Below are 25889 nucleotides of genomic sequence, written 5' to 3'. Positions count from 1 at the left end.
GAAGCGGTTGAACATGCTCACCCCGGTTATCCATAAATTGCGAAGTCTATGAATCAATTTTCAAGCCTCGGAAACTTCCCTGCAGTACGTCTTCGTCGCAACCGCGCTGACGACTGGACTCGCAGGCTAGTAGCCGAAAATACGCTGACTGCAAACGACCTGATTTGGCCAATCTTCATCAAAGAGGGCTCAGGAAAACACGAGCCCGTTGCCTCGATGCCGGGCCAGGTGCGAGTCACACTCAACGAACTCATCGACCATGTGGGAAAGGCAGTAGACCTGGGCATTCCAGCCATCGCGCTTTTTCCCGCAACAGCGCCCGATCGCAAAGATAGCGAAGGCAGTGAAGCAACAAACCCAGAGAACCTGGTGTGCCGAGCCGCCCGATTGCTGAAGTCGACCTACCCTACACTGGGCCTTATAGGCGACGTAGCTCTAGACCCCTATACCGACCATGGTCATGACGGGGTACTGCGTAACGGCTTAGTGGCTAACGATGAAAGCCTTGAGGTCTTGGCGCGCCAGGCAGTAGTTCAAGCACAGGCGGGAATCGATACGCTTGCTCCGTCAGATATGATGGATGGACGCATCGGCGTGTTGAGAGCCGCCCTGGACTCTGCCAGCCTCACAGACGTGCGACTCATGTCCTATGCAGCTAAGTATGCATCTGGATTCTACGGCCCGTTTAGAGATGCGCTCGGCTCATCCAGCGCGCTAAAGGGCGACAAGCGCACATACCAAATGGATCCCGCCAACAGTGACGAGGCATTACGGGAAGTTGCACTGGATCTCCAAGAAGGCGCAGACATGGTCATGGTCAAGCCAGGCATGCCCTACCTGGATATTATCCAGCGGGTGAAAGCGACATTTGCCGTGCCGACGTTTGCCTATCAGGTAAGCGGCGAGTACTCGATGATAAAAGGAGCCATCGATAACGGATGGCTGGATCCGGACAAGGTCGTGCTGGAGTCACTCATGGCCTTCAAGCGTGCTGGCTGCAGCGGTGTGCTGACCTATTTCGCCATTGAAGCCGCCGAGCGCTTGCAGCGCGATTGAGGCCCGCGGAGAGCAGCCTAATCGTGCGCCATCATGTCTAACAGCGCACACTACGGCTCTCTCCGCCACATTTAGGCCGTTCCCGAACGAGCCATCGCCGCGATCAGGCTGCCTGGCGGCGGCTGCTGGCGGAAGTACCCTTCCAATCCAGCAAATATCGCGTCAGCCACTTTGCGCTGATGCCGCACGTCATGCAGTCGACGACAATCACCCGCATTGGAAATGAATCCGGTCTCGACCAGGATTGATGGGATAGCAGCAGACTTGAGCACCGCGAACCCTGCCTGCTCGACCTTCGACTGATGCAAGCCCGACACCTCTCCCAATTGCGAAAGAACCTGATGCCCAAGATCCAGGCTCGTTGAGATAGTCGCATTCATTGACATATCGAGCAGAACGCCAGCGACCATCGGGTCGTTTTTTCGAAGCTTCACAGCCAGACCACCCCCAACGGAGTCGGCGCCATTTTCTCGCTCAGCCATCCATCGAGCCATAGAGGAGGTAGCACCACCCTGCGAAAGCGCAAAGACTGATGCACCTGACGCGGTCAATCTAGGCGCGGCATCCGCATGCACAGACACGAAAAGATCGGCATTCAATCGCTGCGCCAGCTCAGCTCGTTTACGCAACGGGATGAAGATATCGTCGGTGCGCACCAGCCGAGCTTTATAACCCTTTTGCGCATTGACTCGCTTAGCCAGCAATGTCGCAATTTGCAAGGCAACAATCTTCTCTTGTTCACCCTTGGCGCCCACCGCGCCCGGATCCTTCCCTCCATGCCCAGCATCGATCACTACCAGTAAATCGCGATTGGACTTACCCTTCGGCGGCTCTAGTGCAGCCTGGGTCGCACCAGCTGCCGCGGCAACCCTGAACGAGGGATCAACCAACTCCAGCTCCAATCTGTGGCTTCCAGCAGAGACAGGTCGTAGCTCTCCACGAACTCCGGAATTAGCCAGATCCAGAACAATCCTCAGATCGCCTGTAGGCGTCTTCCCGCTCCGAATTGCTCGAACAGGAGTACCGTCAAGCGCTAGGTTACTCAATGGCACGTTTAGTACGGCCTGTTGAAGATCAAGCACTAGGCGCGGCGGAGATTCTAAGCTGAAGCTGTTGGCTATCACCGGGCCGCTCAGATCGAGCAAAAACCGAGTAGCACCTCCTGACTGACTAACACTCACCCGGCTCACCGCCTGAGCTGCATGTGCAGTCAGCGAAGCCGGCAGCGCCAACCCAGCCAGTAGAAATTTGAGCAAGCTGCGTCTGTCCATACACCCTTCCATTTCTTCATTTTCCTCATCCAACCACGCGGGAACTCGGCATTTCTCAACCTCTGTCCGCCCAGAACGCGCGCATGCTCGCGACATTTTTTGTGGCGTGGGGCGCTATGTTACGTTATAACGTAAACATTATGGATGACATGACTCAAGTTTCACGTTCGACGCGAGGCCTGCATGCGACTCACCACTAATCAGCAATTGGTTCTGGCCACCCTTCAGCAATCAAGTACGCCACTGAGCGCGTACAAAATCCTTGAAAGCTTGAAGAGTGAAGGCTTCAAAGCCCCCACACAGATTTACCGGGCACTCGGAAACCTTACCAAGCGCGGCCTGGTTCAACGCCTGGAATCTCTGAACGCGTACGTGAAATGTGATCCGTCCTCGACCTGCGAGAAAGCTGTGAGAGCGTTTGCGATATGCGACTCATGTGGACGGGTCGATGAGTTCATCGTGCCTTCGCTTAACAGGTATTTGGGTACCTGGGTGAAGCAGAACGTGTTTGCGCTCGGCAGCTCAACGATAGAGCTGCACGGAAAATGTGCCAATTGCTGCAAGCTCGAACACACCTCTAAAGGCTAGCTACTACAAGCAGTACGCCTACGCCATAAATTACCGTGAGGCCCCTGATGACCGCCCCAACGAACCCGAGCGAAGCCAAAAAGCTTCCCGTAACTGTCTTGTCCGGTTTTTTAGGAGCAGGCAAAACTACGCTACTCAACCACATCCTGAACAACCGCGAAGGCCGACGCGTCGCCGTCATCGTCAATGACATGAGTGACGTCAACATCGATGCCTCTCTGGTGCGAGACGGGGGCGCAGAGCTCTCACGCACGGATGAAAAATTAGTTGAGATGAGCAACGGCTGCATCTGCTGCACGCTGCGGGAGGATCTCCTGGTCGAAGTGGATCGCCTCGCCAAGGAGGGGCGATTCGATCAATTGGTCATTGAGTCCACCGGCATTTCTGAACCACTACCAGTGGCGGAGACATTCACCTTTGAGGGTGATGATGGTCGCAGCCTGGGCGAGGTAGCTCGTCTAGACACCATGGTTACCGTCGTGGACTCGTTCAATTTTCTCCGAGACTACAGCTCGCGCGATAGCTTGCAGGCGCGGGGTGAGTCGCTGGGAGAAGAGGACGTCCGCACAGTTGTAGATCTGCTGATTGAGCAGATCGAGTTCTGCGATGTGATCGTCCTCAACAAGATTGATCTGGTCAGTGAGGACGAGCATAGGCAACTGATCGCCATCCTCAATAGCCTGAATCCTCGAGCGAAGATTGAGATCTCCGAATTCGGCAAAGTCCCACTGGATCGCGTGCTGAATACAGGCTTGTTCGATTTCGACGAGGCTTCTCGAGCCCCTGGCTGGCTGCAGGAAATGCGTGGCACCCATACGCCGGAGACGGAAGAGTATGGAATTAGCAGCTTCGTATACCGCGCTCGCCGCCCCTTCCATCCCGAGCGTTTTCATGAGCTGGTTGAGAGTGAATGGCCGGGGGTCGTGCGCTCCAAAGGCTACTTCTGGCTAGCCAGCGAACCAGCTATGGCCGGTAACTGGTCGCAGGCAGGCGCGGTAGCACGCCACGGCCCCGCCGGATACTGGTGGGCAGCTATCCCAGAAGATCGCTGGCCAACTGATACCGAATCTGTCGAGCAAATTCGCGCTAAGTGGCACGAAGATGTGGGCGATGCACGACAAGAGCTCGTATTGATCGGCATGGACATGGATGAGCCCGCGCTGCGAGCCAGCTTTGATGCATGCCTCCTCACAGACGATGAGATGGCTCAAGGCCCGAAAGGCTGGATGAAGCTTAAAAACCCGCTTCCTGGCTGGAACTGAATTGTAAGAGCCCTCCCGTGATTGGGAGGGCCAGAAACCTACGGATAATGAACATGAGTGCAGTACTTCCCGACGTTTCCGTCACCGACATTGCTCCGACGCTTGGCCCCCTCGAGTGGGTTGGCATGCAAGGAATCGACCTCCCAGTCACGATTGACGAGCCGGGCTATCATCGTGAGCTTCACGCCAAAGCAGATGTGCAAGTCGACTTACCTGCGCCCCAGGTGAAAGGCATCCACATGTCCCGACTCTATCGGCTGTTAGACAGCTGGGGACAAGAGGCACACATCTCGCCGATGCATGTGCATACATTGCTGAGCAGCATGGTCGACAGCCACCACGACTGTGATAGCCGTAGTGCAAGGCTTCGGCTCGACTTTGATCTACTCATCCGTCGCCCAGCTCTCGTCACGGAAGGTCTATCGGGGTGGAAGTCATACCCTGTACAACTGAACGCATCGCTAGTGGACGATGAGTTCACGCTGAGCGTTGAGTGCACTGTCGACTACTCATCGACATGCCCTTGCTCCGCGGCGCTGTCTCGCCAGCTGATCGAGGAAAGTTTCCTCCAATCATTTTCAAAACAGCCATTGGTTGATCCGGCCACTGTCGCAAGCTGGCTACGAGTAAACGCATCTCTCGCAACACCCCACAGCCAGCGCAGCGAAGCACACGTATGCGTTTCGGTTGAGCGCACCTCCCCCAACCTGGGGTTGCTGTCTTTGATTGAAGCTGTTGAGAGTGCACTAGGTACTCCAGTCCAAACCGCAGTCAAACGGGCTGATGAGCAGGCATTCGCAGCACTGAATGGCCAGAACCTGATGTTCGTCGAGGATGCCGCTCGACGGATTCGCGTAGCACTCGCGGGGTACAACAATCCTAAAGTTCATGTGCGGCACCTGGAGAGCCTGCATCCTCATGATGCAGCTGCCTGGTCTACACCTTTTGAACAGAGTTCGCACCATGAGCGGTGAAGCATGTAGATCGCTGATCCCCGTCACACTGCTGACAGGCTTTCTCGGCAGCGGCAAAACGACGTTGTTAAATCAATTGGTGAGACAGCCAGCATTTGCCAACACGCTGATCATCATCAACGAATTTGGTGAGATGGCTCTCGACCATCTTCTCGTTACCCACAGTAACGAGAACATCGTCATGGAAATGGGGAGCGGCTGCGTCTGCTGCACTATTCGTGGAGACCTTGTCCAGACACTGCGAGACATCACATGGCGTTTCTCGCGGGAGGGCAACCGCCAGTTTGACCGTGTGCTGATCGAAACGACAGGCCTGGCCGATCCAGCGCCGATCATCCACACGCTCATGACGCATGCACAGATCGCCACCAAATATCGCCTTGATGGTGTAGTAGCGACAGTAGACCTGGCCACCGGCATGGCTACGCTTGATCACCATCAGGAGGCTATCAAGCAAGCCGCCATGGCTGATGTATTGCTGTTGACCAAAGGCGATCTTGTTAGCCCTGAACATCGGGCAGAGCTTTTAGAACGACTTTCAGACATCAACCCTGCAGCACCTCGCTGGGAAATCCAGATCGGTCATTTAGAGGCGTGCAAAATTCTGGGCCTCGGCCTGTTCACCCACGAGGGTAAATCGCCCGATGTTGAAGGCTGGTTAAACGAGCACGCATACAAGGCCACCTCTGCCCCTAAATTCCAGGTCTCGCCTCAACCCGAAAACATCATGAGTCGAGGATTGCTCTCTGCAGGCTTGCGAGCACCTCAGCAGGACGTAAACCGCCACGGCGACCGAATTCGTGCGTTCTGCTTCACCATCGACAACCCCATCAGCGAGCTTGCTCTGGAATGCTGGCTAGAAGTGTTGATGACCTTGCTGGGCAGCAACATTCTCCGGGTCAAAGGCATCCTCAACATCGAAGGGCGCGACACGCCGATCGCCCTGCACGGCGTCCAGCACATCTTCCATCCGTCCGCGCCGCTACCCGCCTGGCCGACAGACGACCGGCGTTCCCGCTTGGTCTTCATCACTCAAGACGTGACACGAGAGATGATCGAGGCGACGTTCAGAGCCTTTAAAGACAAGGCAGGACATATCGAAGGCATCAGCGTATGAGGTCGAGCATCCACCTTCACAACACCCTCACCCGCCAGAAAGAAGCGTTGCGCACAGAGCAGCCTGATCGGGTGACCATGTATGTATGCGGCCCTACCGTCTACAACTACGCGCACATCGGGAATGCCAGACCTGCAGTTGTTTTCGACATCCTTGCCAGAGTCCTGCGCCACGAATTTAACGAGGTCGTTTACGCGCGAAATTTCACGGACGTGGACGACAAGATCAATGCGGCAGCAATCGCGTCAGGCTCTCCCATAGCGGACATCACTAGCCGCTTCATTGATGCCTACCATGAAGACATGGCAGCCCTTGGAGTCGCCTCGCCCGACCTGGAACCACGTGTTACCGACCATATTCCAGAGATCATCGCGCTGATCAAACGACTCGTTGATCGCGGCCATGCCTACGTCGAGCAAGAGCATGTGCTCTTCCATGTCCCCTCGTACCCCGCATACGGCCACCTATCAGGGCGTTCACCCAAAGACATGTTGGCGGGGGCAAGGGTCGAGGTAGCTCCATATAAGCGCAGCCCTTTGGACTTCGTTCTCTGGAAACCTTCGACCTCTGAAATGCCCGGCTGGAGCAGCCCTTGGGGACGAGGTAGACCAGGATGGCATGTAGAGTGCTCTGCCATGATTGGTCGACACCTGGGCCATACCATCGACATTCATGGTGGAGGCCAAGACCTCATTTTCCCTCACCACGAGAATGAGATTGCTCAGGGCGCTTGTTCGAACGGTACACTCTACTGCCGCACGTGGGTGCACAACAGCTTCGTTACCGTCGATGGTCAGAAGATGTCCAAATCACTGGGCAACGTATTGCTAGTCCGAGACCTGCTTGCTCAGGCACCTGGAGAAGCGATTCGATTTGCCCTGCTGTCTACCCACTACCGCCGCCCGATGGACTGGAATACGCAGCGCCTGCAGTCTGCTGTCCAAACCCTGATTCGGTTCTATACCTCCCTGTCGAAGGTCAGTTCGCTGGCCGCCCCTGCTGATGTGGCGCCGGACGACCAAGTGCTGAATTCGCTAAAGAATGACTTGGGCGTGACCGAGGCACTGGCCCGGCTGCATGTAATCAGGGCGGAGCTTGATCAGGCGGAGACAGATGAAATGCGGTCACTCAGTAAAGCACGGCTGCTCAAATCTGCTGGACTGGTCGGCCTACTGCAGCAAGAGCCTCACGCCGCCCTCGCTGCCTTGAGCCCGCCAGTAGCGCCTTTGGAACAACCCCCGAGTCATCGACAGCATCTTGAGTCATTGCTGGAAGCAAGAAACAAAGCACGTAGTGCGCGCGACTTCGCCAGAGCCGACGCCCTACGTGACGAGTTGCTAGAAGCTGGCTTCAGCATCGAGGACAGCCCAGGAGGCTCCAAGCTGCGCCCGGTAGCAAGGAGCGTGATATGAAGCGATGGCCGAACGCGATCTTGATTGCACTGGTGCGCGGCTACCAACTGTTCATCAGCCCAGCCTTAGGCAATCGATGCCGATTTCACCCTTCATGCTCCCAGTACTCGATAGAAGCACTGCGAACTCATGGCGCGCTGATGGGAAGCTGGTTGACGCTACGCCGGCTCTTGCGTTGCCACCCACTGCATCCCGGTGGATTTGACCCTGTACCGTCGAAAGGCAGCAAAGAAAAAGGTGGTTCATGCTGATCCGTAAGCTATTCAAATTCGAGAACGCGCACATCGTGCGAGGCTGCAGCACCCGTCGCTGCTCTCACTCGATTCATGGGCACTCCTACAAAGTGGAGCTGCTCTTGCAAGCTGACGCCCTGGATCACGGGCAGATGGTGTATGACTTTGGGCTGCTTAAAGGGGACGTTCGTGAATTGATCGACGCCTTCGATCACGCCGTCGCGATCTGGTCACAGGATGATCCTGATTACATTGCGTCCATTCGCAGGCATTCAGAGCGCTGGGTACTCATCCCCGTGTCACCGAGTGCTGAGCAGTTCTCCAGATTGATCTTCCGCTTGGTGGAAGCCGCTTTGGAGAACACCGAAATGAAGAACGGTGAATCCGGCGTTCAGCTCCACTCAGTGATCGTGCACGAAACCGAGACGGGGTATGCGCAGTGCTTTCGCGAGGATGTTGTGAACCCCCGTATGGGCTTGATTGACCTCGACCTCATTGAGTTCTCTCCCGCGATCACTGCCCAGTGGACTGACCCCAAGCTGTACGAACGGGTGAAGTCGAAGCCCACCATGATCCAGACCGAGCTGGAAGGTTTGTGTAGCTGATGCCCTGCGCGAGTAGCCGTGCTCGCAGCTAGAACTTGCAGCCCACCCAATTTATGACCAGGTCGTCCGCTAGCGGACGACCCACAGTATTTTAAGATCGAGAAGCCTGTGACGATGCCAGATAACGCACACCCCTCCCCTGTTTCCATCACGCTGCCAGATGGATCAATTCGTACCTACGATAACCCCGTCACTGTCCACGACGTAGCAGCATCCATCAGCGCCGGTTTGGCACGTAGCACGGTGGCAGGAAGGGTTGATGGCCGCTTGGTGGACGCCTGCGAGATGATTGACCGCGATGCTAAATTGCAGGTAATCACCCCTAAAGATGATGAAGGCTTGGACATCATCCGTCACTCATGCGCCCACCTGGTTGGCCATGCACTCAAACAACTCTACCCGACCGCAAAGATGGTCATTGGCCCGGTGATCAATGAGGGCTTTTACTACGATGTAGCGTTTGAAAGGCCATTCACCCCGGCAGACCTCGAAGCCATCGAAGCTCGCATGCGCGAGCTGATCGCCAAAGAGTACGATGTCGTCAAGCGCATGACGCCGCGCGATGAGGCCATCCAGATCTTCAAGGCACGACACGAAGACTACAAACTTCGGCTAATCGAGGACATGCCAGATACCCAGGAGATGGGGCTCTACTTCCACGAAGAATACGTGGACATGTGCCGCGGCCCTCACGTACCCAATACTCGCTTCTTGAAGGCATTCAAACTGACCAAGCTAGCGGGCGCTTATTGGCGCGGTGATGCAAAAAACGAGCAGCTTCAGCGCATCTACGGAACGGCTTGGGCCGATGCAAAGCAGCTGTCAGCCCACCTCGTTCGACTTGAGGAAGCCGAGAAGCGTGACCATCGCAAGATCGGAAGAGAACTCGACCTTTTCCATTTCGAGGATGACGCACCAGGATCAGTTTTCTGGCACCCGCGGGGATGGACGGTGTTTCAGTCTCTCATCGCCTACATGCGACGCCGACAGAATGACGCGGGCTATGTCGAAGTGAACACGCCAGACGTCATGGATCGCAGCCTGTGGGAAACGTCCGGACACTGGCATAACTATCGTGATCACATGTTCACGACCGAAACCGAGGATGGTCGAGCCCTAGCTCTTAAGCCGATGAATTGCCCCGGCGGCACCCTCCTCTATCGACACGGCCTCAAGAGCTATCGCGACTTGCCGATTCGCATGGGCGAATTCGGCAAAGTCCATCGGTATGAGCCCTCAGGCTCTCTGCATGGGTTGCTTCGGGTGCGTCACTTCACCCAAGACGACGCGCACATCTTCTGCACCCCCGAACAAATGAACGAAGAATGCCGATCCGTCGTGGGTCTAGTACTGGACATCTATCGCCAGTTTGGCTTCGAGGACGTGCGCATCAAGCTGTCTACTCGACCCGCCAACCGAATCGGCAGTGACGCAACCTGGGATCAACTCGAAGGAGCGCTTATCCACTCCCTCGAAGAAATGAACCTCGAGTACCAAGTCAATCCAGGTGAGGGGGCGTTCTACGGGCCCAAGCTTGAGTTCGTGCTGCGCGACGCTATTAGCCGGGACTGGCAGTGCGGCACACTTCAAGTCGACATGAACCTTCCTGAACGATTCGGTATCGAGTACGTCGACGAAGACGGCCTTCGCAAGCGACCAGTCATGCTGCACCGTGCCCTCTTCGGCTCTCTGGAGCGTTTCACGGGCATCATGCTAGAACATCACTCTGGCAAGCTTCCAACTTGGCTTTCACCCATCCAAGTGGTCGTTTGCTCTATTTCGCAACAGCATGCCGACTATGTTCGAGATGTCGCCACACTGCTGCGCTGCAAGGGCCTGCGGGTTGAAACTGACACCCGCAACGAGAAGATCGGCTACAAAATCCGAGAAATGACACTTCAACGGATTCCATTCCTCCTTGTCGCAGGCACTAAGGAGCAGGAGCAAGGAACCATCGCACTGCGCACCAGGGACGGCAAAGACCTTGGCGTGATGGACTTAAACTCCGCAATTGAATGGTTACGAAAAGAAGCTAGTTCGCCGGATGAGCTTTCGTCTGATCACATTGTTGAAGAGATACATAACCGCATCGCGTCCCGACTTCCATTAAATACCTGCGACGTTTGATTGTAGTTTTCCGCTTTACAAAAAAGCGCAGTTCAGCCACTGAGCTGCGCCTTCACACACACCTACTGACCTCCTAACAAATCAGCATTAATCAATTCGCCCTAAGCCACTTTAGATCTTGATGGAGAGTACTGATCACACGACTGAACTCTAATTCCTCATGGGAAACTTCCCGCACTCTCATCGAGAGAGAGAGAGTTCCCCGCCTCAAGAGTAATATTGATCTCCCACAGCCCAAGCAGCTCCGCCTGGGCGAGAATATCTTCTGGCGATGCATCAGGCATCACTATCCAGCTTTCGCTATCACCATAATGCAACTCAATTAGATGAATTGCTGCCTCGTGATCACTAAGAAATTTTTCTTCGAGAACCACCTGATAGCCCTTAGGTTCATCATTCAGGCGGTAATTCAGAGTAAAAATTGTCATCCATAACCTCCTAAAGCGTAAGCATCGTGATAAGCGTGCTGAATACTTTTTCTCTCGCTCTGCAGGCAACGCCCGGTTAGGCATAACTGACGCGCTTACCTTTTAGTCCTGCCTTGCAGGGACATCCAACTGGAAGCCCCCCTTTTCAAGTTCAGACAGCTTAATAGCTAACGAAGCGTTCTAAGCCATTAGACAAAACATGTTGTTACGTTAGGGATGTACAGCCCAGAGCTCTCCCAACTGAGACGCCGCCTATTCTACTCCCATCACGAATTTGCAGCCCCCAAATGATGAATTCCACCGTCGCTATGGGCAGAGGCGATACTCAACCCTGCGCTCCCGACACCACCTTAGATCCTTGAGAAATCAGAAAAAGTACCTGATCGAAGCACCAAGCGTTGTAGAGGGCTGCGGAACAATCACAAGTCCACCGCTCGTACCATAGGCAACTTCAGTCCCGTAGCGATGCGGCTGGAAGGTACCATATACGCTAAACTGGTAATCGCTATAGTCGTAGCTGGCCCTTAAATCGTAACGGGTATAAGGCGGCATCTCATTTTTGTCAGTCCCTATGTAGTAGGGAATGCCATCCAGGTGATAAACGTCGGCGTTAAGAGTGACTTGACCCGCCATGAATCTGTTGCGGTACTGAACCCCTGCCTTGTAGGTGTGCTCTGGGACTGAAAGGAGTGCACCGGTACCCGGCGAAGGATTATTAATCTTCGCGTCAATTATGCGCCCGTAACTGGCATACGCACTGACTGTCGATGTTGCTTGGTAATTGAAGCTAGTTTCTGCCCCCCTGCGGGTAGTACTGCCGACCTGCTCGTAAACACCTGCTGAGGTCTGAACAGTTTCATTGTCGTTCTCGATGTAGTAAAACTCTGTGGTGCTCGATAAACGGTCAGAAGGACGTACAGTGAATCCAATGTCGTAGGACTTTACCTTGCTTGGCCGAACACTGCTATTGACTTGGCCTCCAGTTTCACTAGGCGCTAAGGCACTGCTGCTGCCAGAGCTAATATACTCAGCCGCAGGTGAGCGGAACCCTTGAGCTACATTCGTAAAGATTTCCAGTTCTCGAATGGGTGTCCAAGCCAAACCAAACTTAGGTGTCGTAACAGAACTATTATAACCCGTGTCAGCATCACGGAATTTCAGATTTTCGATATCATAGTCGAACCGATCATACCGAACCCCTGCCATCAACTTAACTGAATCGATCGGCTTGTATTGACCTTGTGCAAACACCCCATATGTGATGAGATCCATATCGAAGTCGTAATAGAAATTTGGTGTAGGCTCAAAGTTTCTATACTGCTGGCGAAACGCAACTCCTTTGTCGCGCCGGACATCGGCTCCTACCATCAATGATGCCGATTCACTCGCAACGAAGTTATAAGCTAATCGACCCCCATATATATCGCGATCATCTTTTCCGTAATTATGAGTATTGGTACCATTAGAAATTGCTCGAACCCGTCTAAAATCCTCGTAATACGCTGTGTAGTACAGGCCCGCTTCGTCATAAGCCGGAGCACGATTGAATACGTAGGTGTTCCTATTAGCGTTGCCGAAGCCATACAGATTATCGGTATCTCGGCGACCAATCGTACCTGCTCGAAGCGCGGGCAAGTTGAGATAGCCGTCATTTTTGAAGTCCGATTCGTAATGACTGAAGCGCGCAGAATATTTAACGTCGTCGATAACCTTACTCAACTTCCAGAAGTAATTGTCCCGATTGGTTTCAGCGGCCTTTCGGTATCCGTTAGTTTTGTAAATGTCGACGATGAACAGCGATTCTAAGCCCTCATATTCACCGCCCAACACCAGGTTAGTACGACGCCCATCGAAACTGGCAACGTCCAAACCGATACTGGAAGCCACGCTGCCACCATCCAGTGTCTCGATTTCCACCGCTCCAGCCCGATTCTGATCACCATACAGAGCAGACACCGGCCCTTTAATGACATTAGCGCTCCTGATCATTTGGGGAGTCAACCATTCCAGAAATACGGGGCCATGACCTGCTCCGCCTTGGCTGGAGGGAATGTTCTGAGGTATACCATCAACGTAAACGGCGACGTCGGCACCGTGCGTACCATTGGTAGCAAAGCCTCGCATGCGAAATCCATTACCGGTATCGCCCTGATCGATGTTGTTGGCCACTACTCCGGGTACACGCCGGTAAATATTGGAAATATCTCGGTCAACGTTGAGCGTTTGTATGTCCTCCTGCGTGATTGAAGTCACCCCCGCTGGCAGACTCTCAACAGCATTGCTCACCTTCCCGCGCGATAGCGGCTCGATGTGCTTTCTGCTTCCTCCCTCACCAGTAACCTGGATCGCCTCGAGCTCTGTGATCCCGCTTGCAGCTTCCAATTCTTCAGCCGAAATCGGTTCGGAAACGCCTAAACCTGTGCTCAACGCGGCACCGATAAAAGCCCAAGCCCAAGCGGGGCGTCTGGAACGATACATAATGACATCCAAATGCTATGTTATAGTGTATCTTTAACCATACAACATTGCAGTGTGCAGCACCATCGAATCCATGCTTCAAGCTAAGCGGCTGATTTCTTAGGGGCGTGATGTCGCTCATAGGTAGAACGCCTTCCCCAACCACGACAAGGTAGCTCCATGAGACTCCCCCTATCCCTCGCAACCACCATCAGTTTGCTCAGCATCCAGGCAGTGGAAGCCCACGGCATCTGGACTGAAAAACGCTACGGCCAGCTAGAAGTGATTTACGGCCATGGTGCTGAAGATGACCCGTACGCGGCGGAAAAAATCAAAGAAGTCTGGGCATATGATCTGAAGGGCAAAACTATCCCCGTTACTGTACAGCGCGAAAGCGATCACGCGCGCTTGTCCCCCCTCAGCAAGCCCGCGGTTTTAACAGTCACGTTGGACAACGGCGTCTGGAGTCAAACAAAAGACGGTAAGTCCGTTGACGCCTCTAAAGCAGAGGTTCCAGGTGCGATCAGCACCTCGCACAGCTTCAAATACAGCTTGGCAATTTTGCAGCCGCATGCCGATATCCCTGCCAACCTGCGTCTGAGGATGGTCATTCGCCCCTTGCGAGACCCAACCGAGGTGGGCGTAGGACATAGCCTTCCCGTCGAGGTAACCATTGATGGGAAGCCAATTGCAGACTTAGCACTGTTTGATGACTATCGAGGCATGCCAGATGCTACACCAGTAAAAACAGATGCAAGAGGTCGAGCGACTGTCACTGTTCGCAATGCCGGCCTTAATGTGATAGCAGCACAAGCCAAACTACCGAATGAGGGCGAAAATCAGGTCTCACAAACGAGCTTGTCCACTACCCTCACGTTCGTTGGAGAAGCGCACCAACACTGATTGAACCGAAGGGGTGTGGTACTCAGGTACGGCGGAGTGAGCCGAGCCGCACCCCTCCCTAAACGGCAATCAAGACACGGCATGCCGCAAATTCGGAATAGACATTCAGCTAACCCTCATGATTTGCTCAACCGCTCGCTGCAGCATGGACATGTCGATCCGCCTCTTCGACTCAGGATTTCGAAGCGCTCGGGCTGATAGCCCCTCGAAAAGTGCGGCAACGATTTCGCAGCTAGATTTTACCTCGGCAGAACTACCACCAAATAGTTCATTGAAAGACGCACTCACGCTCACATCGTTCTCTTTGAGGAGCGACGCAACCTTGGGGTTGCGAGTAGATTCTGCGAGGATCTCAATCGCCAGTGCTGCATTGCTACTATCCATGTAGCGCTCAGCGCACTTCGGCACAAGGTTGACCAGGGCCGTGATCGGGTCATTCCCATCACTTGCTACACGCACCTCATCGACGAAATCACCGAGCTCACTATGCTCTCGGGCAACGACCCCCTCGATAATGCCCTCCTTCCCTCCAAAAAAATGATGGATGTGACCAGAGCTCATGCCCGCCGCAGCTGAAATTTGGGACATGCTCGTCCGATGAAAACCCTCTCGGCGCACGCACTCTGCCGCCGCGGCCAGCACCTGCTCTTTACGGCGCAACGCCACTGCGGAATCGCCGGATTTCTTACCAACCATTGAGCTCTCCAACAGTCATTGACCTGCAAGCGGATTCTGAGCTTGCCTCCTACCAACCAGATCAGTGTACACTAAAAATAGGTGGGTCGGGCGACCTAGTTTTTTTTGAAAACCGCTCTCCTCCTATGAGTGCGCTCGAAGCTGCCATCAAAGGCAGCGGGGTGTAGGGAAAAATTATAGGTGGGTCAAGCCACCTAGACTGGTGATACATAAAATGAGATTCGACAAACCGCTGGTCATCGGCATTACCGGCATCGCAGCGTGCGTAATGCTCTCCGCTTGTCGTGAGGGCGAAAGCGTGGCGGCTAGACAACCAGAGCCGGAGGTCAATGCGATAACCATCCAAGCAAGACCAGTCCAGCTCTCGACGACTCTCCCTGGTCGAACACGCGCCAACGTTGTTGCGGAAATCCGTCCTCAGGTTGGTGGCGTTCTGATGAACCGAGCGTTCCAAGAAGGCGCTGAAGTAAAGCAAGGTCAACTGCTGTACAAAATTGATCCCGCTCCATACCGCGCAGCGATGCTGCGAGCTCAGGCAAGCTTTGAATCTGCCAAAGCGCTGTTGAGACGCTACGAGACATTGGTGAAGTCTCGAGCAATCAGCCAACAGGAATATGACGATGCGCGATCGCAGTTCCTTCAAGCGCAAGCAGCTTTGGAGAGCGCGCGAATCGATTTGGGGTACACAGACATTACTGCCCCGATCTCTGGGCGTATCGGTCGATCAACCGTCACTAAAGGAGCGCTTGTTACTGCCAATCAGTCAGCTGCGCTTGCGACCGTTCAGCAGCTCGACCCCATCTATGTGGACATCGTTCAACCATCGATTTCGCTTCTACAACTGAAGCAAGACATTGCTGACGGCCTTCTCAAAACAGATGATGAAGACCGAGCCAATATCCATCTCGTCTTGGAAAATGGTCGCAAGTACGAATACACAGGAAAACTCCAATTTTCAGAGGTCAGCGTCAACGAAAGTACGGGCTCGGTCACATTACGCGCTATTTTTCCAAACCCAAAGGGAACGCTGCTGCCTGGGATGTTTGTACGTGCCGAGCTTGAAGAGGGTACTCTTGAAAACGCAGTACTGGTGCCGCAGCGAGCAGTATCCCGTGACAGCCAAGGCATGGCTTCAATATATGAACTCAACTCTGACGACACTGTGAAATTAAGCGGCATCAAGACTGAAAGGTCGATTGACGGACAATGGCTTGTATCTAGTGGGCTAGTCCCTGGCGCCAGAGTGGTGGTCGACGGGATCCAGCACGTTCAGCCCGGCATCAAAGTGAAAGTTTCGAATACTGCCCTTGAAAGTAAACTGGCAACCACCCAATACGGTGAATAACGGCGGACTACATGTCAAAGTTTTTTATTGAACGCCCAGTTTTCGCCTGGGTCATTGCAATCGTAGTAATGTTAGCCGGCGGGCTATCGCTTCTTAAGCTTCCCGTCAATCAATATCCTGATGTTGCCCCTCCTGCCATCGGGATTATTGCCAGTTACCCTGGAGCATCTGCACAAACCGTTCAGGATACTGTTACCCAAGTCATTGAACAGCAATTAAATGGCTTAGATGGGCTGCGCTACATCCGTTCGGAGAGCAACACGGATGGCAGCGCGACTATCGTAATCACATTTGAGCAAAATGTGAATCCGGATACCGCTCAAGTACAAGTGCAGAATAAGCTCGCGCTAGCTACACCGATGCTACCAACATCAGTACAGCAAATCGGTTTGCGCGTAGTTAAGTATAAGCTTAACTTTATGATGGTAGCAGCCTTGGTGTCCGAGGATGGTCGCCTTGATAATTACGCGCTTGGTGATCTGGTAGTATCTCAACTCCAAGATCCTCTGACTCGTACGCCCGGGGTTGGGGACTTCATGGTGCTGGGCGCTCAGAACGCAATGCGCGTTTGGCTCGACCCTATTAAGCTCAACAACTATAACTTGATGCCTGGCGACGTGATTGCGGCTATTCAAGAACAAAACGTTCAAATTTCCTCCGGCCAACTGGGTAGCCGCCCACTAGCGGGTAAAGTACAGCTGAACGCCACAGTCATTGGAAAATCCTTGCTGCGCACTCCCGAAGAATTCAAACAAATTCTTTTGAAGGTGAATGCAGATGGCTCGCAGGTAACATTAGCAGACGTCGGCGAAGTGGCCTTGGGTGCTGATGACTTCTCAATTAGCGCCATGTCGAATGGCAAACCTACTGCAGGCATTGCCCTTAGACTAGCAGCTGGGGGTAACACGCTTGACGCCGTAGCTGCTGTCAAAAAAACCCTAGATCGGATCGCACCTACACTCCCTGCCGGCGTTAAAGTCGTCTACCCCTATGATACAGCTCCCGTTGTCAGTGAATCTATCAAGGGTGTCGTGCATACCTTGATCGAAGCGATCGTGCTCGTATTTTTGATCATGTATCTCTTCCTTCAAAATATTCGCGCCACGATAATTCCTACGCTGGCAGTGCCTGTCGTACTTCTTGGCACATTTGGTGTAATGGCAGCATTTGGGTTCACGATTAACATCTTGACCATGTTTGGTCTGGTATTAGCGATTGGCCTACTAGTCGACGACGCAATTGTGGTTGTTGAGAACGTAGAGCGCATTATGGAGGAAGAAGGTCTTTCACCATTAGAAGCTACCCGCAAATCGATGGAGCAGATTTCAGGGGCATTGGTGGGCATCGGATTAGTATTGTCAGCAGTATTTATTCCGATGGCGTTCTTTGGCGGATCAACTGGAGTGATTTACCGACAGTTCTCCCTCACTATCGTCACTGCAATGGCCCTATCCGTATTCGTTGCGTTGATATTCACGCCGACACTTTGCGCAACTCTATTGAAACCTGCCCATGGACATCACGAGAAAAAAGGTTTCTTCGGTTGGTTCAACCGGATGTTCGAAGAGAGTGCCAATAAGTACGAGCGCGGTATTTCTGGTGTCCTTAAAAGCCCAAAACGGTCACTCAGCGCATTCATCCTAATCGTTGCCGGCCTAGGCTTGCTGTTCCCGCTACTGCCTACCTCGTTTTTGCCGGATGAAGACCAAGGTTTCATCTTGGCTCAGGTAGAGCTACCAGCAAACAGTACGGCAGATCAGACAGACGCCGCGCTGAAGGAGGTAACATCTTATCTTCTGAATGAAGAAGGCGAAACTGTTGATTCAGTGTTTGCCGTAAATGGCTGGAATTTCGCTGGGCGTGGGCAAAACTCAGGTATGGCGTTTGTCATGCTCAAGCCTTGGGATCAACGAAAAACCACCGCAGCCGAACTCCAGGCGCGCTCAATGGCTCGCTTTAGTCAAATGAAATCAGCCGTTGCATTAGCATTCATGCCTCCCGCGATCATGGAGCTGGGCAATGCAACCGGTTTCAACTTCTTTCTGCAAGACTTTAGCGGGCAAGGCCATGAACATTTGATGAAGGCCAGGGCAACGCTATTGGAGGCGGCCTCAAAGCGGCCTGAACTCGCACTAGTAAGGCCAAATGGTAAAGGAGATGAGCCTCAGTATCAGATAACCATTGACGACCAAAAAGCCAGGGCTTTCGGAGTTACGCTCGCGGATGTAAACACCACCATGAGTGCCGCGTGGGGTTCGTCCTACGTCAACGATTTCATCGACCGTGAACGCGTCAAACGCGTATATGTTCAGGGGGTACCGACGTCACGAATCACTCCTGACGACTTTGCCAAATGGTACGTTCGAAACAAGGCCGGAGAGATGGTCTCGTTTGCCTCTTTTGCGAAAGGCTACTGGACTTATGGATCACCTAAGCTTGAAAGGTACAATGGGGCACCCGCTATCGAAATGATGGGCCAACCTGCCCCTGGTTACAGCTCAGGTGAGGCGATGAAAGCTATCGAAGAAGTAGCAGCGACGCTCCCTAAGAGCTTCAGTATCGAATGGACAGGTTTGTCATACGAAGAGCGCCTATCAGGCTCTCAGTCTGTCGCTCTCTATGTACTCTCGGTTATCGCTGTATTCTTGTGTCTGGCAGCACTGTATGAAAGCTGGTCAGTACCGTTTGCTGTGATGCTTGTCATACCACTAGGCGTAATTGGGACAGTGCTTGCCACGCTCGCTCGAGGGCTCGAAAATGATGCCTTTTTCCAAATCGGGCTCCTCACTACAGTTGGCCTTTGCGCGAAGAACGCAATTCTTATCGTTGAATTTGCCAAGGAGCTCTATGAGAAAGGCGGTCGTAGCATCCGCGAGGCAGCGATCGAAGCATCACGCCTACGTTTGCGCCCGATAGTCATGACATCGTTGGCGTTCACAATGGGCGTCATCCCGCTTGCAATCTCGCACGGAGCAAGCGCAGGTAGTAAGCATGCTATTGGTACCGGTGTGATCGGCGGCATGTTAACTGCTACGTTCCTCGCGATTTTCTTCATTCCATTGTTTTATGTCGTCGTCTCAACGGCCTTCAGTAAAAACAAAAAACGAGTGGCTAGTCGGGATGAGGAGCACGCTAAATGAGCAACGTTAATACGATTTTCCGATTGGGCTTGGTGGTCTCAAGCTTGATAGTGGGCGGTTGTACCGGAACCCTTGCACCGAATTACGAAAAGCCATCCGCGAAGATCAGTGACAGCTGGAATATTGAACAATCTCTGAATAAGCCAAACCAAAAATCTATGGCAACCGTAACTCAGTGGAGAGACTTAATAACTGATCAGAAGCTTCGCCGCGTCGTTAAAATTGCGCTCGACAACAACCAAGATCTGGTGATTGCCGCTTTAAATGTAGAACGAGCAAGAGCTCAATACCGCATTCAACGCTCTGAATTAGTACCTACGATGGGAGCGGGCTTCAATGGCACGACAGGCCGAACCCCAGCATCTGTTTCGAGCACCGGCGAGGCAGAAACTAGCCGCGTGTACCAACTCGGGGTCGGGATTACGTCATGGGAGCTGGACTTCTTCGGAAAAATTCGCAGCCTTGAAAACCAGGCTATCCAGGATTACTTGTCAACTGTCGCCGCTCGTCGAAGCGCGGAGCTCGCATTAACCTCAGAGGTCATTCATACGTACCTCCGCCTTGCGGCAGATCTAGAGCAATTGCAGGTAGCCCAAGATACCGTACGCAGTCGTCAGGATGGATACCAACTTCAAACGGATCTCGAACAGACTGGCTCCTCCTCACAGCTGGAAACACACCAAGCCCTGGCAGAGCTCGAAACCGCACGCGACGACGAGCTAGCTTGGCACACCGCTATTTCCGCCGATGAGAACATGCTGGAGCAGTTGCTAGGCCATCCTCTGCCGGCATCCCTATTACCAACAACTAACATAGAATCAATAATGGCGGGCAGCCTCATAAATGAGGGCTTACCATCGGATCTACTGCAGCATCGTCCTGACATAATCGCAGCGGAGCACTCCCTTAAAGGTGCGAATGCGAATATCGGAGCAGCTCGAGCTGCCTACTTCCCAAGCATCAGCCTTACAGCTGGCGTGGGGAGAGCTAGCGATTCCTTAGGCACTTTATTCTCGGGCTCCAACCGATCGTGGTCGTTCATACCCCAAATCAACGTGCCGATATTCACCGGGGGTGCACTCGACGCCTCCCTGAAGGTCGCAGAAACTAATAGAGAGTTGGCTGTTGCGCAGTATCAAAAAACGATTCAGGTAGCGTTCAGAGAGGTTAAAGACGCGTTAGCTATCCGTGCCAATATTGATGATCGTCTGGAAACCCAGACCGTTCGACTTCAAGCAGCAGAAAACGCCTTTACCCTGGTTCAGCAGCGCTACGACACCGGAATATCGCGCTATCTAGATGTGCTCGACACACAGCGAACACTGTACACCGCTCAACAAAGCCTGATCGCACTGCGCCTGCAAAAATTCGAAAATCAGGTGACCTTGTTTAAGGCCTTAGGCGGTGAATGGGACGCACCGCTCGCATCTGGAGTCGCTGCAAACCATTAATGACCGAGGGAGGTGGCAACCCGCCTCCCTCTTTGCCTATACGCTTCGAACCGCCGAGTAGTCTCCGTACAAATAGATCTTCGTGTCCACTGGAAGATAGCTTCAAAGTGATGAGTAAGAGGCTTTGGCGCTGGGGCAGCAATTGGTTGCGAATATTGAAAGAGCGCGTTCTCGACGGCTATCCTCTCACGGCGTACCGTTATTACGCGAGCACCGTTGCCAAGGGCAATCTGATAGTTGCCGGTGCCATTGGTGTTTAGCAGCGTTTCTATCGACATTTTGCCGAGTATGCCATGTCACGCGGCTTCGAACGACCCAAGCGATTCGGGCATGTCGAGAAGCTCATATTCGAAGAATTTGGGAATCCGCAGGTGATCAATATTTGAGCGATTGCGCGCCCTACCAAGCGCATCCTTATCATGGTCGATCCCTACGACTTCACCAGTCATCCCAACTATGCCACTCAGGAGAAAGGCGACGTCACCCGACGCGCAGCCGGTATCTAATACACGCATCCCGCCAGCAACGCCTGCGTCAATGAGAAGCTGAGTTTTAAAATCAATTCTAGCAGTCGTTATTCGTTTTGCCCCTTGAATTTCCTGCAAATATTGAAGCAAGCACATCAATCAACGCAACGAATATCTCAGCTTATTACTTTACACTACCAAGCGTTGACTCACCGCCACCTTCACCTAACTTCAAATATACGTCTCTCCGGGAAGGCACACCCACTACGACCTCCCCCACACGTTTATTATCAGAGATGACGCGCTCGTTTCGTGGAGGATAACCGAAGCACTCACGATAACACTTTGTAAAGTGTGGCGTGGAGACAAAACCGACAACCGAAGCAACCTCAACTATTGATATATTTGTTTGCCTCAATAATTGGCGAGCACGAATCAATCGTAGTCTTAGATAGTAACGAGATGGAGAGCAACCCAAGTATTTCTGAAAAATCCGCTACAGCTGACGGCGAGACACTGATACATATTCAGCTAACTCATCTAAATCAATTAGCTCCTCTGTATTAGCCTCCATCAACGCAACTATTTCTTGCAGCTTAGGCTGATTAGCATCAAGTATATGCTTCAATGGAACACGTTGATGATCATGTTCATTCCGAATCCGCTCATAGACGAACATCTCGGAAATCGCAGCGGAAAGTTCACGACCATGATCACGGGTTATTAAGTGCAACATCACATCTAAAGGTGCAGTACCACCAGAGCAAGTTATTCTATTTCGATCCAGGGTAAAAAGTTTGGTACTCAAATTAACATGAGGAAAAGCTTCTTGCATACCAGCTAAGCATTCCCAATGCACGCTGCAATCAAAACCATCCAGCAACCCTGCACACGCTAAAGCCCAGCTACCCGTGCATACCGCACCGATACGCTGGGATCTGCGAGTTTGCGAACGGAGCCACATGATATGATCTCTCGTAATAGTACTCTGTATCCCAACTCCCCCGCATACTATCACCGTATCCATCATCGGCGCATTGCTGACGCCAGTGTCTGGAGTAATTTGAAGTCCATCACTGGCCCATACTTGTTCACCATCGGCACTAAGGGTACTCCAACGATACAATTCCCTACCAGATAGTTGATTCGCCATACGCAGAGGCTCAACAGCAGACGCAAGAGATATCAGAGTAAAATTATCAAGCAAGAGAAAACCGACGGACTGCATAGGTTCGGAATGCGTATATTCTCGATAGCCAGTGGATGACATACTAGTACCTCACTACGTCAAGTGTTACCAGCTTAGACACTGTTCTATTTATTATCTCTGCTAGAGTACTAAGCGCTCTAAAACCAATCCGCATCACTGGCAAAATATGACTGCGCAACAAAACTAATCATGGGCGATAGCCAGCGCCGTTGATAGTCAATTTCGGTCAAGCTACCGCTTTCACCATGTCTTCGATAACTTTCTTCGCATCACCGAACACCATCATGGTCTTATCCAGGTGGAACAACTCGTTGTCCAGACCGGCATAACCGCTGGCCATCGAGCGTTTGTTGACGATGATGGTCTTGGCCTTGAACGCCTCGAGGATCGGCATGCCGGCGATCGGTGACTTCGGATCATTCTTCGCCGCCGGGTTGACCACGTCGTTGGCGCCCAGCACCAGCACCACGTCGGCCTGGCCGAATTCGGCGTTGATGTCTTCCATCTCGAACACCTGGTCGTACGGTACTTCGGCCTCGGCCAGCAGCACGTTCATGTGCCCGGGCATACGCCCCGCCACCGGGTGGATCGCGTACTTAACGGTCACACCGTTGTGAGTCAGCTTCTCGGTCAGCTCCTTCAGCGCATGCTGGGCGCGAGCTACTGCCAGGCCGTAGCCCGGGACTATGATCACGCTGTCTGCGTTGCTCAGCAGGAAGGTCGCGTCATCTGCCGAGCCGGACTTCACCGAGCGCTGCTCTTGCGAGCCTTGCGCCGCGCCGGCACCGGTATCGCCGCCGAAACCGCCAAGGATGACGTTGAAGAACGACCGGTTCATGGCCTTGCACATGATGTACGAGAGGATCGCACCCGACGAACCCACCAGCGAGCCGGCGATGATCAGCATCGAGTTGTTCAGCGAGAAGCCGATACCGGCTGCGGCCCAGCCCGAGTAGCTGTTGAGCATCGATACCACCACCGGCATGTCAGCGCCGCCGATCGGGATAATTATCAGCACGCCCATGATGAAGGCCAGAACCAGCATCAAGGTGAAGGCACTGTAATGGCCGGTGAAGGTGAACAGCAGGCCCAAGGCAATGGTGGTCAGGCCCAGGATCAGGTTCAGCTTGTGCTGGCCGGCGAACTGTACCGGTGCGCCTTGGAACAGGCGGAACTTGTACTTGCTCGACAGTTTTCCGAAGGCGATCACGGAACCGGAGAAGGTGATGGCACCGATCGCCGCGCCAAGGAACAGTTCCAGGCGGTTGCCGGTGGGGATCGGGTCGCTGATGGCGGCGACGATGCCCATCGATTGCGGTTCGAGCACCGCGGCGATCGCGATGAACACCGCCGCCAGGCCGATCATGCTATGCATGAACGCCACCAGCTCCGGCATCTTGGTCATCTCGACGCGCTTGGCCATGATCGAGCCGGCGGTACCGCCGACCAGCAGGCCGACGATCACGTAGCCGATGCCAGCGGTGGCTAGCTCAGCGCCAAGCTTATAAATGAGGCCGACCGTGGTGAGGATGGCGATCCCCATGCCGATCATGCCAAACAGGTTGCCGCGCCGCGAAGTGGTCGGGTGCGACAGGCCTTTGAGCGCCTGGATGAAACACATCGAGGCGACGAGGTAGAGGAGCGTTACCAGATTCATGCTCATGCTAATTATTGCGCCTCGCTCTTGGTTTTCTTTTTGAACATCTCAAGCATGCGGCGTGTGACCAGGAAGCCGCCGAACACGTTGACCGCTGCCAGGGCCACCGCCAGGGTGCCCATCAGCTTGCCCGCGGTGGTCACGGTCAGGGCCGCAGCCAGCATGGCGCCGACGATGACGATCGCCGAAATGGCGTTGGTCACCGCCATCAGCGGCGTGTGCAGTGCCGGGGTGACGTTCCACACCACGTGGTAGCCCACATAGATGGCCAGCACGAAGATGATCAGGTTGTAGATGCCGTGCGAAATCAGCATGTCTTCCATTGTCGTGCTCCTTAGCCGTTCTTGCGGACGACCTGGCCGTCGCGGCACATCAGGCAGGCCGCGACGATGTCGTCTTCGAGGTTGATGACCAGTGCGCCGTCCTTGTCGAACAGCAGCTTCATGAAGTCCAGCAGGTTGCGTGCATACAGCGCCGAGGCATCGGCGCCCAGCTGGGCCGGCAGGTTGGTCGGGCCGACGATGGTCACGCCGTTTGCCTGCACCACCTGGTCGGCGACCGTCAGCGGGCAGTTGCCGCCCTGGGCTGCGGCGAGGTCGATGACCACCGAGCCGGGCTTCATCTGTGCCACGGTTTCTGCGCTGAGCAGGGTCGGCGCCTTGCGCCCGGGGATCAGAGCGGTGGTAATGACGATATCGGCCTGTTTGGCCCGCTCATGTACGGCTTGGGCTTGGCGCTGCATCCAGCTGGCCGGCATTGGCCGAGCATAGCCGCCTACGCCTTGGGCGCATTCACGCTCTTCATCGGTCTCGTACGGCACATCGATGAACTTGGCGCCCAGCGACTCGATCTGCTCCTTCACCGCCGGGCGTACATCGGACGCCTCGATCACCGCGCCCAGGCGCTTGGCCGTGGCAATCGCCTGCAGGCCGGCAACGCCTGCACCCAGGATCAACACGCGCGCGGCCTTAACGGTACCGGCGGCGGTCATCAGCATGGGCATGAAGTGTGGGTAGTGATGGGCGGCCAGCAACACAGCCTTGTAGCCAGCGATGTTGGCCTGCGACGACAGTACGTCAAGGCTTTGCGCCCGCGAGGTGCGCGGCGCGGCTTCCAGGGCGAAGGCGGTGATGCCGCGTACTGCCATTTTTCCGATCATGAGGTCATTGAAAGGATTGAGCATACCCACGAGTAAGCTTCCCTCACTTATAAAACTCTGCTCCTCATCCGTTGGCGGATGTACTTTTAGTATGATTTCACAGCCGTATGCATCGCTCATAGTGCCTATCGATGCCCCGCATTCCTTGTACGCTGAATCTGGAATTGCAGCACTTAGCCCAGCTCCTGACTCAACAATTACCTGATGCCCCTGGAGCAAATATTTTTTTATCGTATCAACAGTTGCAGAAACGCGGGTTTCGCCCGCCAGGGTTTCTTTCGGGATACCAATTCGCAAGGCAATATCCTCACACTCGATGGCGCTACGTATC

The 25889-nt window shown here is 53.8% G+C and carries 21 protein-coding genes and 1 pseudogene; 13 read left to right on the top strand and 9 right to left on the bottom strand.

The features are described 5' to 3' along the window. The first annotated feature begins 48 nt into the window (after positions 1-48). Positions 49-1056, top strand: a complete 1008-nt coding sequence (gene hemB, locus IAE37_RS06150; protein WP_201170978.1) for a porphobilinogen synthase — start codon at positions 49-51, stop codon at positions 1054-1056. Positions 1057-1127: 71 nt separating this feature from the next. On the opposite strand, the gene IAE37_RS06145 is transcribed toward hemB, so the two are convergent. Next, on the bottom strand, positions 1128-2327 hold the full coding sequence (locus IAE37_RS06145) for an N-acetylmuramoyl-L-alanine amidase (protein ID WP_201170976.1): 1200 nt from the start codon (positions 2325-2327) through the stop codon (positions 1128-1130). Between the two features lie 183 nt (positions 2328-2510). Here IAE37_RS06145 and IAE37_RS06140 point away from each other — a divergent pair, with 183 nt between their 5' ends. The 8 genes from IAE37_RS06140 to thrS all read left to right on the top strand — a co-directional run bounded on the left by IAE37_RS06140 (position 2511) and on the right by thrS (position 10645). Then, positions 2511-2915 carry a Fur family transcriptional regulator gene (locus IAE37_RS06140; protein ID WP_201170973.1) on the top strand — a complete coding sequence of 135 codons (405 nt, stop codon included), beginning with the start codon at positions 2511-2513 and terminating at the stop codon, positions 2913-2915. Positions 2916-2962: 47 nt separating this feature from the next. Continuing rightward, a complete protein-coding gene (gene zigA, locus IAE37_RS06135; protein WP_201170970.1) occupies positions 2963-4177 on the top strand; it encodes a zinc metallochaperone GTPase ZigA in 1215 nt (404 codons plus the stop codon). A gap of 53 nt (positions 4178-4230) precedes the next feature. Continuing rightward, positions 4231-5151, top strand: a complete 921-nt coding sequence (folE2, locus tag IAE37_RS06130) for a GTP cyclohydrolase FolE2 (RefSeq protein ID WP_201170968.1) — start codon at positions 4231-4233, stop codon at positions 5149-5151. Further along, positions 5141-6268, top strand: a complete 1128-nt coding sequence (locus IAE37_RS06125) for a CobW family GTP-binding protein (RefSeq protein ID WP_201170966.1) — start codon at positions 5141-5143, stop codon at positions 6266-6268. Before folE2 ends, IAE37_RS06125 begins: the two co-directional genes overlap by 11 nt. Next, positions 6265-7680 (top strand): cysteine--tRNA ligase, encoded by a 1416-nt coding sequence (cysS, locus tag IAE37_RS06120; RefSeq protein WP_201170964.1) that lies wholly within the window; start codon positions 6265-6267, stop codon positions 7678-7680. Before IAE37_RS06125 ends, cysS begins: the two co-directional genes overlap by 4 nt. Continuing rightward, complete coding sequence (gene yidD / locus IAE37_RS06115; RefSeq protein WP_100851716.1) at positions 7677-7931, top strand: membrane protein insertion efficiency factor YidD; 255 nt, start codon at positions 7677-7679, stop codon at positions 7929-7931. Before cysS ends, yidD begins: the two co-directional genes overlap by 4 nt. Beyond that, positions 7925-8518 carry a 6-pyruvoyl trahydropterin synthase family protein gene (locus IAE37_RS06110; protein WP_201170960.1) on the top strand — a complete coding sequence of 198 codons (594 nt, stop codon included), beginning with the start codon at positions 7925-7927 and terminating at the stop codon, positions 8516-8518. The genes yidD and IAE37_RS06110 overlap by 7 nt, the downstream gene beginning before the upstream one ends. A 114-nt stretch (positions 8519-8632) precedes the next feature. Next, entirely contained in the window at positions 8633-10645 is a 2013-nt protein-coding gene (thrS, locus tag IAE37_RS06105; RefSeq protein WP_201170957.1) for a threonine--tRNA ligase, read from the top strand. A gap of 158 nt (positions 10646-10803) precedes the next feature. Here the strand turns inward: thrS and IAE37_RS06100 are convergent, their stop codons facing one another. Together IAE37_RS06100 and IAE37_RS06095 are read right to left on the bottom strand one after the other, a co-directional pair. Further along, entirely contained in the window at positions 10804-11073 is a 270-nt protein-coding gene (locus IAE37_RS06100; RefSeq protein ID WP_201170946.1) for a hypothetical protein, read from the bottom strand. A 366-nt stretch (positions 11074-11439) separates the two neighbouring features. Then, a complete protein-coding gene (locus tag IAE37_RS06095) occupies positions 11440-13551 on the bottom strand; it encodes a TonB-dependent receptor (protein WP_201170944.1) in 2112 nt (703 codons plus the stop codon). Positions 13552-13710: 159 nt separating this feature from the next. Between IAE37_RS06095 and IAE37_RS06090 the strand changes: the two genes are divergently transcribed. Further along, on the top strand, positions 13711-14433 hold the full coding sequence (locus tag IAE37_RS06090; RefSeq protein WP_201170940.1) for a DUF4198 domain-containing protein: 723 nt from the start codon (positions 13711-13713) through the stop codon (positions 14431-14433). 105 nt (positions 14434-14538) lie between these two features. On the opposite strand, the gene IAE37_RS06085 is transcribed toward IAE37_RS06090, so the two are convergent. Continuing rightward, the gene (locus IAE37_RS06085) at positions 14539-15129 is read right to left on the bottom strand and encodes a TetR/AcrR family transcriptional regulator (RefSeq protein WP_201170939.1); all 591 of its coding nucleotides are present in this window, start codon (positions 15127-15129) and stop codon (positions 14539-14541) included. Between the two features lie 214 nt (positions 15130-15343). Between IAE37_RS06085 and IAE37_RS06080 the strand changes: the two genes are divergently transcribed. From IAE37_RS06080 to IAE37_RS06070, 3 genes are read left to right on the top strand one after another with little or no spacing between them, the layout of a single operon-like run. Continuing rightward, a complete protein-coding gene (locus tag IAE37_RS06080; protein ID WP_201170933.1) occupies positions 15344-16474 on the top strand; it encodes an efflux RND transporter periplasmic adaptor subunit in 1131 nt (376 codons plus the stop codon). A gap of 11 nt (positions 16475-16485) precedes the next feature. After that, a complete protein-coding gene (locus IAE37_RS06075; RefSeq protein ID WP_201170931.1) occupies positions 16486-19614 on the top strand; it encodes an efflux RND transporter permease subunit in 3129 nt (1042 codons plus the stop codon). Continuing rightward, on the top strand, positions 19611-21065 hold the full coding sequence (locus IAE37_RS06070; RefSeq protein ID WP_201170928.1) for an efflux transporter outer membrane subunit: 1455 nt from the start codon (positions 19611-19613) through the stop codon (positions 21063-21065). The genes IAE37_RS06075 and IAE37_RS06070 overlap by 4 nt, the downstream gene beginning before the upstream one ends. 296 nt (positions 21066-21361) lie before the next feature. On the opposite strand, the gene IAE37_RS06065 is transcribed toward IAE37_RS06070, so the two are convergent. The 5 genes and pseudogenes from IAE37_RS06065 to IAE37_RS06045 all read right to left on the bottom strand — a co-directional run bounded on the left by IAE37_RS06065 (position 21362) and on the right by IAE37_RS06045 (position 25855). Next, positions 21362-21682: a methyltransferase domain-containing protein gene (locus IAE37_RS06065; RefSeq protein WP_201170925.1), complete on the bottom strand. Its 321-nt coding sequence runs from the start codon at positions 21680-21682 to the stop codon at positions 21362-21364. A gap of 151 nt (positions 21683-21833) precedes the next feature. Further along, a pseudogene (locus tag IAE37_RS06060) lies at positions 21834-22802 on the bottom strand (GlxA family transcriptional regulator); the annotation flags it as partial. A gap of 166 nt (positions 22803-22968) precedes the next feature. Continuing rightward, a complete protein-coding gene (locus tag IAE37_RS06055) occupies positions 22969-24405 on the bottom strand; it encodes an NAD(P)(+) transhydrogenase (Re/Si-specific) subunit beta (RefSeq protein WP_201170923.1) in 1437 nt (478 codons plus the stop codon). A 5-nt stretch (positions 24406-24410) separates the two neighbouring features. Next, the gene (locus IAE37_RS06050; RefSeq protein ID WP_117139633.1) at positions 24411-24722 is read right to left on the bottom strand and encodes an NAD(P) transhydrogenase subunit alpha; all 312 of its coding nucleotides are present in this window, start codon (positions 24720-24722) and stop codon (positions 24411-24413) included. Positions 24723-24733: 11 nt separating this feature from the next. Beyond that, positions 24734-25855: a Re/Si-specific NAD(P)(+) transhydrogenase subunit alpha gene (locus IAE37_RS06045; RefSeq protein WP_201170920.1), complete on the bottom strand. Its 1122-nt coding sequence runs from the start codon at positions 25853-25855 to the stop codon at positions 24734-24736. Positions 25856-25889: the final 34 nt, after the last annotated feature.

The sequence above is a fragment of the Pseudomonas sp. S31 genome, assembly GCF_016648105.1.
In the GTDB taxonomy this organism is placed as follows: Bacteria; Pseudomonadota; Gammaproteobacteria; order Pseudomonadales; family Pseudomonadaceae; genus Aquipseudomonas.
Note: the sequence above shows the minus strand (reverse complement) of the source record. Positions and strands in the feature narration are given on the sequence as shown.

Coding starts and splice junctions, on each gene's coding strand:
- hemB (WP_201170978.1), top strand. CDS start 49: ATGAATCAATTTTCAAGCCTCGGAAACTTCCCTGCAGTACGTCTTCGT.
- IAE37_RS06145 (WP_201170976.1), bottom strand. CDS start 2,327: ATGGACAGACGCAGCTTGCTCAAATTTCTACTGGCTGGGTTGGCGCTG.
- IAE37_RS06140 (WP_201170973.1), top strand. CDS start 2,511: ATGCGACTCACCACTAATCAGCAATTGGTTCTGGCCACCCTTCAGCAA.
- zigA (WP_201170970.1), top strand. CDS start 2,963: ATGACCGCCCCAACGAACCCGAGCGAAGCCAAAAAGCTTCCCGTAACT.
- folE2 (WP_201170968.1), top strand. CDS start 4,231: ATGAGTGCAGTACTTCCCGACGTTTCCGTCACCGACATTGCTCCGACG.
- IAE37_RS06125 (WP_201170966.1), top strand. CDS start 5,141: ATGAGCGGTGAAGCATGTAGATCGCTGATCCCCGTCACACTGCTGACA.
- cysS (WP_201170964.1), top strand. CDS start 6,265: ATGAGGTCGAGCATCCACCTTCACAACACCCTCACCCGCCAGAAAGAA.
- yidD (WP_100851716.1), top strand. CDS start 7,677: ATGAAGCGATGGCCGAACGCGATCTTGATTGCACTGGTGCGCGGCTAC.
- IAE37_RS06110 (WP_201170960.1), top strand. CDS start 7,925: ATGCTGATCCGTAAGCTATTCAAATTCGAGAACGCGCACATCGTGCGA.
- thrS (WP_201170957.1), top strand. CDS start 8,633: ATGCCAGATAACGCACACCCCTCCCCTGTTTCCATCACGCTGCCAGAT.
- IAE37_RS06100 (WP_201170946.1), bottom strand. CDS start 11,073: ATGACAATTTTTACTCTGAATTACCGCCTGAATGATGAACCTAAGGGC.
- IAE37_RS06095 (WP_201170944.1), bottom strand. CDS start 13,551: ATGTATCGTTCCAGACGCCCCGCTTGGGCTTGGGCTTTTATCGGTGCC.
- IAE37_RS06090 (WP_201170940.1), top strand. CDS start 13,711: ATGAGACTCCCCCTATCCCTCGCAACCACCATCAGTTTGCTCAGCATC.
- IAE37_RS06085 (WP_201170939.1), bottom strand. CDS start 15,129: ATGGTTGGTAAGAAATCCGGCGATTCCGCAGTGGCGTTGCGCCGTAAA.
- IAE37_RS06080 (WP_201170933.1), top strand. CDS start 15,344: ATGAGATTCGACAAACCGCTGGTCATCGGCATTACCGGCATCGCAGCG.
- IAE37_RS06075 (WP_201170931.1), top strand. CDS start 16,486: ATGTCAAAGTTTTTTATTGAACGCCCAGTTTTCGCCTGGGTCATTGCA.
- IAE37_RS06070 (WP_201170928.1), top strand. CDS start 19,611: ATGAGCAACGTTAATACGATTTTCCGATTGGGCTTGGTGGTCTCAAGC.
- IAE37_RS06055 (WP_201170923.1), bottom strand. CDS start 24,405: ATGAGCATGAATCTGGTAACGCTCCTCTACCTCGTCGCCTCGATGTGT.
- IAE37_RS06050 (WP_117139633.1), bottom strand. CDS start 24,722: ATGGAAGACATGCTGATTTCGCACGGCATCTACAACCTGATCATCTTC.